The organism is Neptuniibacter sp. QD37_6 (assembly GCF_047778085.1).
Lineage (GTDB): Bacteria > Pseudomonadota > Gammaproteobacteria > Pseudomonadales > Balneatricaceae > Neptuniibacter.
The window spans coordinates 1,321,180-1,335,160 of the sequence record NZ_CP180550.1 but is presented as its reverse complement, the minus strand read 5'-3'; the positions used below and the strand labels follow the sequence as shown (position 1 = coordinate 1,335,160).

At 43.6% G+C, this 13,981-nt stretch carries 12 protein-coding genes; 5 read left to right on the top strand and 7 right to left on the bottom strand.

The window, feature by feature from the left end:
• Positions 1-7: 7 nt before the first annotated feature.
• Entirely contained in the window at positions 8-2,647 is a 2,640-nt protein-coding gene (topA, locus tag ACMXYO_RS06160; protein WP_415887658.1) for a type I DNA topoisomerase, read from the bottom strand.
• A gap of 277 nt (positions 2,648-2,924) precedes the next feature.
• On the opposite strand from topA, the gene ACMXYO_RS06155 reads away from it, so the two are divergent.
• Positions 2,925-3,629 (top strand): DNA topoisomerase I, encoded by a 705-nt coding sequence (locus ACMXYO_RS06155; protein WP_415887657.1) that lies wholly within the window; start codon positions 2,925-2,927, stop codon positions 3,627-3,629.
• Here ACMXYO_RS06155 and ACMXYO_RS06150 read toward each other — a convergent pair.
• Both ACMXYO_RS06150 and ACMXYO_RS06145 read right to left on the bottom strand, forming a co-directional pair.
• On the bottom strand, positions 3,626-3,850 hold the full coding sequence (locus tag ACMXYO_RS06150) for a DUF1653 domain-containing protein (protein WP_415887656.1): 225 nt from the start codon (positions 3,848-3,850) through the stop codon (positions 3,626-3,628). The genes ACMXYO_RS06155 and ACMXYO_RS06150 overlap by 4 nt on opposite strands.
• Positions 3,850-4,368, bottom strand: coding sequence for a hypothetical protein (locus ACMXYO_RS06145; protein WP_415887655.1), 519 nt, complete (start codon positions 4,366-4,368; stop codon positions 3,850-3,852). The genes ACMXYO_RS06150 and ACMXYO_RS06145 overlap by 1 nt, the downstream gene beginning before the upstream one ends.
• 226 nt (positions 4,369-4,594) lie before the next feature.
• Between ACMXYO_RS06145 and ACMXYO_RS06140 the strand changes: the two genes are divergently transcribed.
• Positions 4,595-5,035, top strand: coding sequence for a universal stress protein (locus ACMXYO_RS06140; protein WP_415887654.1), 441 nt, complete (start codon positions 4,595-4,597; stop codon positions 5,033-5,035).
• 7 nt (positions 5,036-5,042) lie between these two features.
• Here the strand turns inward: ACMXYO_RS06140 and ACMXYO_RS06135 are convergent, their stop codons facing one another.
• Positions 5,043-6,935 (bottom strand): ATP-binding cassette domain-containing protein, encoded by a 1,893-nt coding sequence (locus ACMXYO_RS06135; protein WP_415887653.1) that lies wholly within the window; start codon positions 6,933-6,935, stop codon positions 5,043-5,045.
• Positions 6,936-7,082: 147 nt separating this feature from the next.
• On the opposite strand from ACMXYO_RS06135, the gene ACMXYO_RS06130 reads away from it, so the two are divergent.
• Positions 7,083-9,047, top strand: coding sequence for a transglycosylase SLT domain-containing protein (locus ACMXYO_RS06130; protein WP_415887652.1), 1,965 nt, complete (start codon positions 7,083-7,085; stop codon positions 9,045-9,047).
• A 24-nt stretch (positions 9,048-9,071) separates the two neighbouring features.
• Positions 9,072-9,869, top strand: a complete 798-nt coding sequence (locus tag ACMXYO_RS06125; protein ID WP_415887651.1) for a TatD family hydrolase — start codon at positions 9,072-9,074, stop codon at positions 9,867-9,869.
• Here the strand turns inward: ACMXYO_RS06125 and ACMXYO_RS06120 are convergent.
• On the bottom strand, positions 9,862-10,110 hold the full coding sequence (locus ACMXYO_RS06120) for a glutaredoxin family protein (RefSeq protein WP_415887650.1): 249 nt from the start codon (positions 10,108-10,110) through the stop codon (positions 9,862-9,864). The genes ACMXYO_RS06125 and ACMXYO_RS06120 overlap by 8 nt on opposite strands.
• 925 nt (positions 10,111-11,035) lie before the next feature.
• On the opposite strand from ACMXYO_RS06120, the gene ACMXYO_RS06115 reads away from it, so the two are divergent.
• Positions 11,036-12,796: a PHA/PHB synthase family protein gene (locus ACMXYO_RS06115; protein WP_415887649.1), complete on the top strand. Its 1,761-nt coding sequence runs from the start codon at positions 11,036-11,038 to the stop codon at positions 12,794-12,796.
• A gap of 77 nt (positions 12,797-12,873) precedes the next feature.
• Here ACMXYO_RS06115 and ACMXYO_RS06110 read toward each other — a convergent pair whose 3' ends face one another.
• Together ACMXYO_RS06110 and ACMXYO_RS06105 are read right to left on the bottom strand one after the other, a co-directional pair.
• A complete protein-coding gene (locus tag ACMXYO_RS06110; protein WP_415887648.1) occupies positions 12,874-13,287 on the bottom strand; it encodes a tetratricopeptide repeat protein in 414 nt (137 codons plus the stop codon).
• 3 nt (positions 13,288-13,290) lie between these two features.
• Positions 13,291-13,692 (bottom strand): SMI1/KNR4 family protein, encoded by a 402-nt coding sequence (locus tag ACMXYO_RS06105; RefSeq protein ID WP_415884081.1) that lies wholly within the window; start codon positions 13,690-13,692, stop codon positions 13,291-13,293.
• Positions 13,693-13,981: the final 289 nt, after the last annotated feature.

Genomic DNA, 13,981 nt, shown 5'->3' with positions numbered 1-13,981 from the left:
TCCCCGACTATTTCTTCTTCGCTTTTTTACGGGTCTCTTCTTCGACCCATTTACCATCGCGATAGAATGCACGCCAACCAGTCGCTTTACCATTGACCTCAGTCATAACGTACTGCTCTTTAGTCTTTCTGCTATAGCGAATCACACTCAGATTGCCTTCAGAGTCATTTTTAGGCGCACTGAATAAAAACTCATATTTAGGATCAATCTCAGCCCGATGTGGCAGTATTTCCACAATCTTCGGAGCACGTGTTTCTCTGTTTCTCGGGAACTGGCTTGCTGCCAAGAACAAACCAGACGCACCATCACGCAGGATGTAAGTATCCTCAACCTTTTCGCACTGAAGCTCAGGCATTGGAACAGGATCCATCTTAGGTGGCGCAGGCTCACCATTTTTCAACAACTTACGGGTATTTTTACACTCAGTACAGCCGAAGTATTTACCAAAACGACCGGTCTTAAGCTGCATTTCAGCTGAGCACTTATCACATTCTAGAACAGGACCATCATAGCCTTTGATGCGGTATTCACCCTTCTCAACTTCAAAACCGGAACAATCAGGGTTATTACCACATACATGCAACTTACGATTTTCATCGATAAGATAAGAATCCATTGCAGAACCACATAGGTTACAACGATGTTTCTTGCGTAGAATGCGAGACTCTTCTTCATCATCGCCATCAGCGCTAACAACTTCGTCACCAGACACTAGGTTGATCGTACACTTACAACGCTCTTTTGGAGGCAAGCTATAGCCAGAACAGCCCAGGAATACACCAGTACTACCCGTACGGATCATCATATCCCGGCCGCAATCAGGACAAGAGATATCCGTCTCTGTAGGAGCATTAGGACGCATACCGTTCTCTGCATCCTGTGCCTCTTCCAGCTTCAAGGAGAAATCAGCATAAAACTGATCTAACAACGCCTTCCAATCAGCACTGCCTTCAGCCACATCATCAAGACTTTCTTCCATACGAGCTGTAAAGCTGTAATCCATCAGGTCAGAGAAGTTCTCACCTAGACGCTCTGTAACAATATCGCCCATTTTTTGAGCATAGAAACGTCGATTCTGAACTTCTACATAGCCACGATCTTGGATCGTAGAAATAATTGCCGCATAGGTCGACGGACGACCAATTCCTCGCTTTTCAAGCTCTTTAACAAGGCTTGCTTCAGTGAAACGAGGAGCCGGTTTCGTAAAATGCTGCTTCGGCAACAGATCAACTAAATTTAGATTATCGCCAGCTTGAACATCTGGCAGGATAATATCTTCTTCACCTTTGCCCTTAGCTGGCATAACACGTGTGTAACCATCAAACTGTAAGATTCGACCTTTGGTAACTAATTCAAAGTCACCGGCAGACACAGTTACACGCGTGCTTAGGAATTTCGCAGGAGTCATCTGACAAGCCAAGAACTGACGACGAATAAGCTCGTATAAGCGCTCAGCGTCTCTGTCCATGTTTTTAAGCGCAGTGGCTTCCACATTAACATCAGATGGACGAATCGCTTCATGGGCCTCTTGAGCGCCCTCTTTACTGCTAAAGCTGTTAGGTGTTTCAGGTAGGTATTTAGTACCGAAATGATCACCTATGTACTCACGACAGTTCCCAACTGCTTCCGCACTTAGGTTTGTCGAGTCTGTACGCATATAGGTGATATAACCCGCTTCGTACAAACGCTGCGCCATCATCATGGTTTTCTTAACACCAAAACCAAGGCGTGTACTCGCAGCCTGCTGCAATGTTGATGTGATAAATGGAGCTGAAGGCTTACTGCTGGTTGGCCTATCTTTACGGCTGATCACTTCAAATGAAGCCGAACGCAGCTGTTCTAGGTGCGCTTTAGTTTCTTCTTCTGAACCTGGACGGAAAGTTTCGCCGTTTATTCGATGTACCTGTAGTTTCAGTGCAACCTTATCCTTCGTGAGCGTATCAGCCTGCACTTCCCAAAATTCTTCAGGAATGAATGCTCGAATCTCTTTTTCGCGCTCTACGACCAACTTAACGGCCACCGACTGAACTCGACCGGCTGATAAACCACGTGCCACTTTTTCCCAAAGTAACGGAGAAACCATATAGCCTACGACGCGATCAAGGAATCGGCGCGCCTGCTGAGCATTGACTCGGTCCATATCCAGTGCAGAGGGCTGCTCAAATGCTTCAGAGATCGCTTTTTTCGTAATCTCGTTGAAGACAACACGACGGTAACGCGTATCATCACCGCCAATCGCTTCACGCAAGTGCCATGCAATCGCTTCCCCTTCGCGGTCCAAATCGGTTGCAAGATAGATTTCGTCAGCATTCTTAGCTAGACGTTTAAGTTCATCAACAACCTTCTCTTTACCCGGAAGGATCTCGTAATGCGGATCCCACCCTTTATCAGGATCGATCCCCATACGCCCAATAAGCTGCTCACGCGCCTTCTTCTTTTTATGTATAACCTTTTGTTCAGGCGACATTTTACGCGTCAGAGCCGCTTGGCGAGCCCGTTCTTTCGGATCGCTCTTTTTAGTACTGCCACTAGTTGGCAGGTCGCGAATATGACCCACACTGGATTTTACAACGTACTGATTACCCAGATATTTGTTAATGGTCTTCGCTTTCGCGGGTGATTCCACGATTACCAGGGATTTTCCCATAGCGTCCTTCTTTCCTCGGGCTACATGGTTAAACGCTGACGAACTATCTATTTTTGCAACTTGTCACGGTATTACTGTGCAAAAACTGCTCACATTTGAGTTTAGCGCTTAACTAACAATAATATTTGGGAGCATATATAAGTGTTGAGAATGCTGTGGTCAAGCAGCAATTGCGATAAAAGTAGACCAATGGATCAACAAGAACTTTACCTATCAGCACTTACAAGCCACAATATTCACCATAATTAACAATAATTTAATCGTCCAGAAAATACTGATGCTTAACGATAATCTTTTATTTGTAATTCTTATTGCAGTGGTGGGCCTAGTCGCCATTACTGTGAATTTTGTAATTACGACTCGAGAGCAGCAGGAAGACGCTAAAGATCAGCGTCTTACTTGGCTTAAAGGACAGGCAGAGCACATTCTGCAGGCCATTGCTGTGCTACGCGAAGCAGACTGCAAACCGGAAATTGTTCAAAAGATTAATGAACATGCAACCTCTCTTCTTGAGGAAGTTGCTATGTTGGCACCAGACTCAGAACTATTTAACTCCCTAACTCAGCAAAAAGATACTGCGGATAAAGCGTTTGCATCTCCTGACGTATTCGATAGTGATAAAGCTTTAAAACGCGCACAGATCTATATCAACTTTGCGGAGAAGCTGGTAGTTCAATTAGCACGAGGCGGCAAGATTACTCTCACCCTAGCCCAAGGCTATAAACAAGAACTATATTGGTTACGCATCACGGTGGTTGCTGACGCCCATGTAAGCCAAGGTAATCGTTTTTTACATAACGAAGATTCCATGACTGCCATTTCTCATTACCGTCATGCAAAAGCTCTACTAGTACGAGCTAATATCCCGCATACGGTTAAAAAACCACGTTTGGACACCGTAGATAAATTGATTAATGAGATCCAACCAAGAAAACCACGCTCCAAAGGAACCTTGGCTGACTCCCTAGATCGCCTTCTTTAATCGATCTTTTTAAAACGAGGGACGACAGAACCATCTTCTAGAGTGACCGTTTCAACAAACATATCTAACGGGCGAACCCACGTTGATTCATCGCCGTAACCAAGCTTGTAGACCACCAGCCACTCTTCCGTTTCAGAATGTCGCGCTACACCTAAAACGACATATTCAGGTCCTTTATAGTGCTGATAACGGCCCGTAGGAACATCAACTGGTGGTAACATTAAAATCCCCCTTTACTAAATTCTTTAAGCTGATGATAAAGGGATTCCATGATCTCTTCGCCGTTATCACTATTTCCTGCCTCATCCCAATGAACACCGACATAAGCTGGCGTAGACTCTAAAGAGAAAACCCCCTTTGGCAGCTCTTCCAAAAGTGCATTTAACTTATCTAATTGCGGCTCTGATAAAGTGCGTTCCCCTTGGGCCCAACACCAACCAGTATTCAAACCAATATTAGCAATGGACTCGACTCGGAATACTTGCCAGGTATTGAAGCTATTCTTCTGTTCACGGCTCAAGCCTTCGCGCAAAACCCGATAAGCCGTCATATTGCGCTCGTCTGGTTCCATTTCGCCCTGCGCTCTAGGTGGTTTCATCTTTTCGAGTTGGATTTGGAAGCCTAACGCTTTTGCTTTAAGCCTAAGAGATGCTTGGTATTTTTGCTTTTTAGTGGGCATAACCCACATCATCGAGCCTAACAAAGACATCATTATCAGGACGATTATCATCCATTCCATTACTAAACCCTCAGCCCAATTACCGTACGCGCGGAAACATTAAATAATAGATCGTACACCACCAGCACAAAACTCAAAGAATGCGCACAACCTATTAAATTATTGATAGAAAACAGTTGGCGCGATTTTACCAGAGTACGCACTACAACGCTCTATGCTAATCTGTTAAAAGAGTTTGTAAGTCACTCTCAACAGCCTTAAACATTTTGCTAGTGGAGATGCAGTTATGGGAACTTATTCCAAGATACTTTTAGCATTAGACCTCTCAAACGAATCTGAGCAGCTAAAAAGTAAAGCCTATGAACTTGCAAAAGCGAACGGCGCACAACTCTATGCCGTTCACGTTATAGAGCCTCTAAGCTTTGCCTATGGTGGCGATGTTCCGATGGATCTAACGTCAATCCAGGAACAACTAGATAAACACGCTCATCAGAAACTTAAGCGCTATTGTGATTCTTTAGATTATCCAATTACAGAACAGTTAGTGGTAACAGGTCAAACAGAATCAGAAATCCACAGACTTGCCGACGATTATGAGATAGATCTGGTTATTGTAGGCAGCCACGGCCGCCACGGCATTGCCCTTCTACTCGGCTCAACCGCAAACGGCGTACTACATGGCGCTAAGTGTGATGTGTTAGCAGTAAGAATTCAGGACCAAGACTAGGAAGGGGTTACTCCCCTTCCTGCATCGCTTCCAGCTCAACCCAACGATCCATCAGCTGCTCCACAAATGATTCCTGTTCCTGTAACTCACTTAATTTCTGACTAACGAATTCATGATCCTGCTGATAAAAATCTGGCGCAGCTGTTTCTGTTTGCAACACTTCCAACGTAGTTTCAGCTTGCTCTAATTGAGCAGGGAGTTCATCTAATTCACGCTGCAACTTATAACTTAGCTTTTTCTTTTTCGCTGGCTGAGAAGACGCCGCCTCTTTAGCTTGAGGCTTTTCAGCTTTAGGTTGCTTAGACTCTTCTTTGGCAGGCTCTGGGCGCTGCCTTAACCAATCTTGATAGCCACCTACATATTCATTCAATTGGCCATTACCTTCAAACACCAAGGTACTTGTTACCACATTATCCAAGAATGAACGGTCATGGCTTACAAGGAGAATTGTGCCATCAAAATCTAGAATGATCTCTTCAAGTAATTCGAGTGTTTCAATATCCAGATCGTTGGTCGGCTCATCCAGCACTAACAGGTTTGCAGGCTGACTAAAGAGCTTAGCTAACAAAACCCTGTTTGTCTCACCACCAGATAACGCTTTTACAGGCGTTCGCGCTCTTTCAGGCGCAAACATAAAGTCATTCAAGTAGCTTATCAGATGACGGTCTCGGCCATTGATACTGATACCCTCTCGACCTTCAGCGATGTTATCCATCACTGTTTTTTCTGGATCAACTTGAGCACGTAACTGGTCAAAGTAAGCAATTTTCAAATTCGTACCGAGCTTCACTTCACCTTGATCAGGAGACTGCTTACCAAGAAGCACGCTCAACAAACTACTCTTGCCGGCACCATTTGGCCCGATAAGACCGATGCGATCACCGCGCTGCAAGACAAAATCAAAATTACTAAACAATGGTTTGCCAGCATAACCTAATGACACATCTTTAAGCTCTGCAACCAACTTGCCACTGCGAGCTGCCTCCTCTAGGGAGAACTTAGCCTTGCCACCGCGTTCACGTCGATCAGCTCGTTCGTTACGCATCTTTTTAAGGGCACGAACACGTCCTTCATTACGGGTTCGACGTGCTTTAATGCCTTGACGAATCCAAGTTTCTTCTTGAGCCAGACGCTTATCGAATAGCGCATTCTGCTTCTCTTCGTCCTCAAGCATTTTCTGCTTTAGATCCATATAAGCAGAATAGCTACCAGGGAACGATGACAGCACACCACGATCAAGCTCTACTATACGAGTCGCCAAGCGATCTACCAACGCCCTATCGTGAGAGATAATCAACAAGCCACCTTTAAATTCAAGCAGCTGCTGCTCTAGCCATTCGATAGTCTCGATATCTAAATGGTTGGTAGGCTCATCGAGTAATAAAAGATCAGGATTCTGAACTAACGCGGCACCTAAGGCGGTGCGACGTCGCCAACCTCCTGACAACTCAGACATTAATTTGTCGCCAGGCAGATCCAACTGCTCAATCACGCGCTGAACACGCTGCTCTAAATGCCAACCATCAACCGCTTCAATCTGATGCTGAAGCTTATCCAGCACCTTCATGTCTGCATTTTCAGATGCAGCAAGCTCATCATAATCTTGACGTAGCTTTTGGATATCACCCAAACCTGCTGTAACTACATCACGTACTAAACGCTCATCTGCCGCTGGCATAGCCTGAGGTAATTCTGCGATTCGACACGTTGGCGAAACCCAAAACTCACCACCATCAGCTTTGTGGTGACCTGCAACCAGCTTTAACAGTGTTGATTTACCAGCACCATTCATACCGACCAAAGCAACCCTTTCACCGGGATCAATTTGGAAATCAACGTTATCTAGTAAAGGTTTGGCGCCAAAGGCCATGGATATTTTATCGAGTCGAATCAGAGGCATGATAGGTCAGCTTTTGTTCATTGAGGCCGCTATTCTACTCATTTTCGACAGATATGCATGAAAATGCTGCATTCAGGTAAATTATTATTTAATTAAGCCGCTAAACTATCATATAAATTGATAATGGATTATTCATAGGGCTTGGAAATGAAACCTTTTTGGCAAACAACAACCGGTGTGTTCACTTTAACATCGCTACTCATTACAGCACCGTTTTCAAATGCTTCTATCGAGCAACAACGCGAACAATTTCTGCAAGCAGAAACCTATATAAAACAGAACAAAACGCAATCCTTTAAGAAGGCCCGAAAAGCACTTAATGATTACCCTTTAGCACCTTATTTGGATTATCAGTACGAACTAAAGAGACTTTATAAGTCCAATTCTGGAAACATATCAGCGTTTATCGACAAATACCCAGAGTTACCAATTGCCAACCGGCTCAATCGTACTTGGCTAAATCATCTCGCAAAAAATAATAAATGGTCTACCTACCGCAAGCATTTTAGTAATCATCCTGTATCCAGCGTTCGCTATCAGTGCCACCAACACACAGCGCTGCTAAATGGTAATTCCAAACAGAAAAAGGTGGCTCTCAAGAAAGCCCGTGCACTCTGGATGATAGGTAAATCACAACCCAAAGCGTGTGATCCTTTATTTAAAGCTTGGATGGCAACAGGCCGCCCAACATCCAACGAAGCGTTCCAACGCTTCTGGATGAGTGTCGAGCAAAATGAGATCAAACTCGCTCGCTACCTAACCAAAAAGATCAAAGATAAAAAACAGAAACAACAAGCTGAGCTTTTCTGGAAACTGTACAACTCTCCAGAACTCGTTAGTGGTTCATCTTTAAACAAAATTAATAAAGCACAACGCCCTATTGCCGCAGCTATCGTCTATAAACGCTGGTATCGAAAGCAACCGATTACCGCTACAGAAACATGGATTAATAAGCGCGATAGACTGATGTCGCAGATTGATCAAGATAAAGTTAGCCTGTACATGGGTGAGCGCCTTAATTGGAAATACCATAGCCAAGCGATCAAATTAAGTAAGCTGCTCGACCCTGAATTCCGCATCGAAGAACTGACCGAGCGACGCATTCGAAATGCTCTGGCTAAGCAAGATTGGAACACCGTAGTCGAAGCAATTAGCCATCTAAATGAAGAAGAGAAAAAAGATTCTAAATGGCAATACTGGTCTCTCATTGCTGAAAGGCATCTAAAGCCCGAGACTGATCAGAAAGATAAAATCGCCGAAGTTGCAAAAGACCGAAGCTTTTACGGTTTCTTGGCAGCAGAGTTAAATCAAAGCTCTTTCCAGCTTAATGCTAAATCAGATGCCGTGACCCAAGAGCAATTAGATAAATTAGCCGAGTTACCCGCTGCGGCTCGTGCTGGTGAGTTGTTTAAACTAGGCCGTTTAACCGAAGCCAATCGAGAATGGAATCTCGCCCTTTCTCAGATGGATGATCAGCAAAAGAACCTTGCTGGGTATCTAGCAAATTCTTGGGGTTGGCACCTACAAGCGATTATCAATGCAGCGAAAACTGAGCGTTGGGATCATATAGATCTTCGCTTCCCTTACCCTCATGCGAAACTATTTAAAGAGCATGCGGTTAAGAACGACCTCGATCTAAGTTTCCCTGTTGCTATAGCTCGCCAGGAAAGCGCATTCCTGTATAACGCCACGTCCCGTGTCGGCGCTCGTGGCTTAATGCAGTTAATGCCCCAAACGGCCAAACTTACAGCCAAAAAGCATAAAGTTCCGTATAAGAAAAATGCAGAGTTAGATAAACCTGATATTAATATAACTCTTGGTTCTGCTTACTTAGGTGATATGCTGAAAAAATTCGATAACAACCCTGCCCATGCAGCAGCGGCCTATAATGCAGGCCCTCACCGTGTAACTAAGTGGCTTAAACAACGCGGCGATCTTCCTTTAGACATTTGGATTGAAACTATTCCATTTAAAGAAACACGCAAATATGTTCAAAATGTATTAGCATTCCGGGTGATTTATGACCGTTTAGAAGGTCGACAAGCCAGCTTACTTACCGAAAAGCAAATAGCCTTGTTAGCCGTTAACCAAAGCAAGAAAACCGCTTTATAACCAAAAGTTAAAGAAGAAATCTGTATGACTAATCCTTGCTGGATTGATATTGGCGTTAACCTTACTGATAGTAGTTTTGATAAAGATAGGGGAGATGTAATCCAGCAAGCATTAGAACAGGGTGTTGAACGTTTAATCATTACCGGCACAACGCTCGAAGAGAGCTTACAAGCTATCGAGCTATGCCAAAAACATCCTGAGCATCTCTACTGCACCGCTGGAGTACATCCCCACTACTCAAAAGATCACACAGCTAATCAACTGCAAGAGTTCAACGCGTTATTAAAAGAAGACTGTGTCGTCGCAGCGGGCGAGATGGGGTTAGACTTCAATCGAAATTTTTCTACACCGGAACAGCAAATCAATGCTTTTGAAAAGCAACTTGAAATCGCATGTACACACCGACAGCCTCTGTTTTTACATGAGCGAGACGCCCATAAAAAACAACTAGAGATGCTATACAGCTATAGAGATCATATTCCCCATGCTGTAGCACACTGCTTTACGGGCACTAAGGTAGAGCTTTATAACTACCTTGATCTGGATATGCACATTGGCATTACAGGTTGGATCTGTGATGAAAGACGTGGATTAGATCTACAAAAGCTGGTCAAAGACATTCCTTCCAATCGTTTGATGCTTGAAACGGATGCTCCTTACCTTCTTCCACGAGATATAAAACCGAAACCAAAATCTCGCCGCAACCTTCCAATCTATCTGCCGCACATAGCGACAAAAGTTGCTGAACTAAGAGACGTAGAGTTAGATCAACTACAGCAAGATGTTTATCAAACTACATGCGAATTCTTTGGACTCAATTAGACACACGCTGAAGAAATTCTAGGAGTTTGGATTGATCAAAAGGCCACTCCAGTTCCTCTTTACTCTCTAAATCCAACAACACTGGAATTTTAACACCATAACGTTCAACCAAATCATCGTCGTCTGCAATGTCGACCTGATAAATAGTATACGCCTGCATATCCACAGAAGATGCTATCAGCTGCTCTGCCACTTCACAAAGATGACAACCTACCGTTCCCATCAATTCCAGTTCTCTCACTCTATTTACCCTTGCTAACTTTTTTATTTCAGACCGTTTGACCGGAGACCTTAGCTAAATCACAGAATGCCTACAACCCGCATGCTATAGTCCACAGTCAATGTATATAGCGAAGAAAACCAGATAATACCGAAAAACAACGACGTACGTTTAAACAATGATGAATTGATCATGCAAAAAAACCAACACTGATGGATTAATCATGGTCAAGTTAAGTAAGCCATAGAGCAATTTGCCCAAATAGGCTTATCCACTTAAGACTCTCAACGTTATATAACATACGCCGAAGGCTGGTCTTTTGGCTCCTAGGAAAGCCGACCACGCCCTTTTTAAACAAAATGTCTATATTGAGTTAGATGACATCAAAGATCGCACAGAAGAGTTAAATTCTGTGAGTTTCAGTCCTACAGATTGCTGATTAGGCAAGTGGTACTTGAAAGGTGCAGGTCTTAAACCCTTGAAACATATTCAAGGTTAAAAGTTAATAAATACTCCCTATGCAGCAGTGCATCATTCTGTTTTAAAAGCGCTTTAGTACCAAAGCCCGGATTTAAAGAAAGACAAAACAATCCATAAAGAGACCATAAAGCAGATGCGAAATACAGAAGAATAGAGTTATAAAATTCTGCAACATATAGAGGATATGATTGACGAACGAAACCTGACGAGCAATTAAAATCACCACATAAAACGAGCGTTTTACCTACAATCAGTATGACATTTATTGAACCAAGGCCGTAACACCTTAGTGTGATCGACCAAGGAATACCTTGATACATTGCACCGCACAAGAATATGCTGGACATATATATTCACGAAAACGCAATTAAAAGTTGCGATATTGTGAGCTAAACCGTAAAACTTGTATTTCCACTATTCCATACTCGTTAAGAATATGTGAAGCAGGCAAGATGGAAGGACGGATATGACAAAGAAAGGCGACCCAATGGACAACAATAGCAACCTACTTTCCAACCCTCAGGAGTTTATTGACTACCTGAACACCGAAACCCAGAAAGTATTGGAGATGTTCTCAGCTTCTGGCTGTGATGATATTTTCACTAAGTTCACGCAATCCTGGACAGAGTTAGCTAACCGCTCTTGGGAAGACCCTACCGTTTGGATCCGTGCAATTACTGACTATCAGCAGAGTCAAATGAGCCTGTGGACCAACCTGCTAACAGGTAAAAGTAGCGAATCTGTTGCAGAGCCAGCGCGTGGCGACCGTCGTTTCCAAGCAGAAGAATGGTCTCAAAACCCAGTTTTCGATTACATCAAGCAGTCTTACCTACTAAGTTCCAAACTTCTTCAGGAAATGGCGGCAAATGCGAATCTTTCTGACCAAGAACAGAAGAAACTTGAGTTCTACACGCAGCAATATATCGATGCCATGTCTCCAACCAACTTTGCAATCACTAACCCTGAAGTGCTTCAACAAGCGTTGGAAACTAAAGGTCAGAGCTTAGTTGATGGCCTTAAGAACCTACTAGGTGATGCTGAAAAAGGCCGCATCTCTATGACTGACGAGTCTGCATTTGTTCTGGGTGAGAACATTGCAACGACTGAAGGTTCTGTTGTATTTGAAAACGAGATGTTCCAGCTTATTCAGTACAAACCAACGACTGAAGAGACTTACGCTCGCCCAACAATGATCGTGCCTCCTTGTATCAACAAGTTCTACATCCTTGACCTGCAAGAAAACAACTCTTATGTAAAATACTGCGTAGACCAAGGCCAAACAACCTTCGTTATTTCTTGGTTGAACCCAACAATTGAACAGGGTCATATCACTTGGGATGACTACGTAGAAAAAGGCATCCTAAAAGCGACCCAAGTAGTTCAAGACATTACTAAGAGCGATAAAGTTAACGCTGTAGCATGGTGTGTAGGCGGTACTCTACTAACAACTGCTCTAGCGGTAATGGCAGCACGTAAAGATACGTCTATCGCTTCTGCAACGTTCTTCACGACACTTCTAGACTTCACTGACCCGGGTGATCTATGTGTATTCATTGACGAACAGCAGATTAAGAAACTTGAAGACAAAGTGAATAATCAGGGCTACCTAAGTGGTCGTGAGCTTGCTACGTCTTTCAACATGCTACGTTCAAACGATCTAATCTGGTCTTACGTTGTTAACAACTACCTTAAAGGTCAGACGCCTCCTCCGTTCGATATCCTGTACTGGAACAGTGACTCGACTAACCTACCAGCAGGCATGTACACGTACTACATCAACAACATGTACATGGAAAACGGTCTAACTAAGAAAGACCAGTTAACTATCTGCGGTGAGAAGATCGATCTTGGTAAGATCAAGATCCCTTGCTACTTCCTATCTACAATCGAAGATCACATTGCTCCTTGGAAAGGTACTTTCGAAGGTACCGAACTACTGAAAGGCAAAAACGAGTTCGTTCTAGGCGCAAGCGGTCACGTTGCAGGTGTTATCAACCCAGCTTCTAAGAACCGTCGCAACTACTGGATCAACGGTGAACTAGGTAACGGTGCAGATAGCTGGTTAGAATCGGCTGAGCGTCAGGAAGGTTCATGGTGGCCTCACTGGGCTGAGTGGCTGAAGCGTCGTGCTGGTAAGAAAGTTGCGGCCCCAACCGCACCAGGTAACGATGAGCACAGCGTTATCGAAGCAGCACCAGGTCGTTATGTAGCAGTACGTATCGACTAAGTTAATTAGCAACAAAAAACGGAGCATCTGCTCCGTTTTTTTTGTTTTAGTCCGTTTTATATTTTAGACAGTATCGATTATTCAATCTCAGATCGTAACTTCTGAATATCTGCTTGAAGTTCCTGATCTTCAGTGAATCCCGCAAATTTCTCCGCTTTAGCCAAAGCTTCAAGCGCATCCTCTGTTTGACCTTCTTCAAATAGACGCTGAGCTAAAGAATATTGAATCGACGCTTTATACTCAGTCTCTTTTAAGCTCTCAGCCAACTGATAAGCTTGCTGATAGAGTTCAATCGCATCTTGGTTTTCTTCTGTAAAGTCAGCCAGTGTCTCCCAAAACACAGGGTGATCACTCTTCTTGCCTTTATACTGTTCAGCTAAAGTTTCCAGTTCAGCATAAACCGAATAAAACTCTTTTTCGTTATCCGTCTCAGCCGCTTTCATCATCGACTCAGCAAAAGCTTCAATCTGCTGAAATATTTGTCTGTTCATTAATTAACTCTCCAACCATACGTCTTTGGCCCAGTTCCAAATAGATGGCCACTCGTCTTCAATCGTATCACCGTGTTGCCAAAGCAGGATGGCCGCATCTTGCGTAATACAGTAATAGCCATTCGCATGCTCACAGATCGGGATATACTCTCGAGGCATACCTATATCCCAAGCTGTAGCAGCTAATTCAGGTAAAAAAGTGTGCGAACTGGGATCAGCCACAGTCGCCGGCTCAATAGAACCACAAACGATATCACTTACTTCAAGCAGGAAATGCTTATACTCATCCGGGAGTGAAATCAGAATCTGCTCTTCGATCTCAACAAGATCGTCTTCATCAGGTAGATCTAAAGGTACAGGAACTTCGACATTACGCTCTTGTAGTAACTCAATAATATCTTCCATATAAGCGCTCCTGTTTTAGGCTTTTCAGATTCGCAGCAGACTAGTCGAGCAGACCGGAGAAGTAAATAAAAGAGATCAGTTATATCCACCTTTAATAACTTTAGAGAATAGCTATATACACAAAGACCGCAAACATTACTTCATACGACAGCACTCACGCCAAAATATGTAATACTTTAGAATTAATCTAATCCGAATTGTTAACTCCTTTGGCCTTATTTCCCAAGACATTGCCGACAGAATCCGTATAATTCGCGCCAAACATCCTGCAACCTCCTGAAAATGTCAT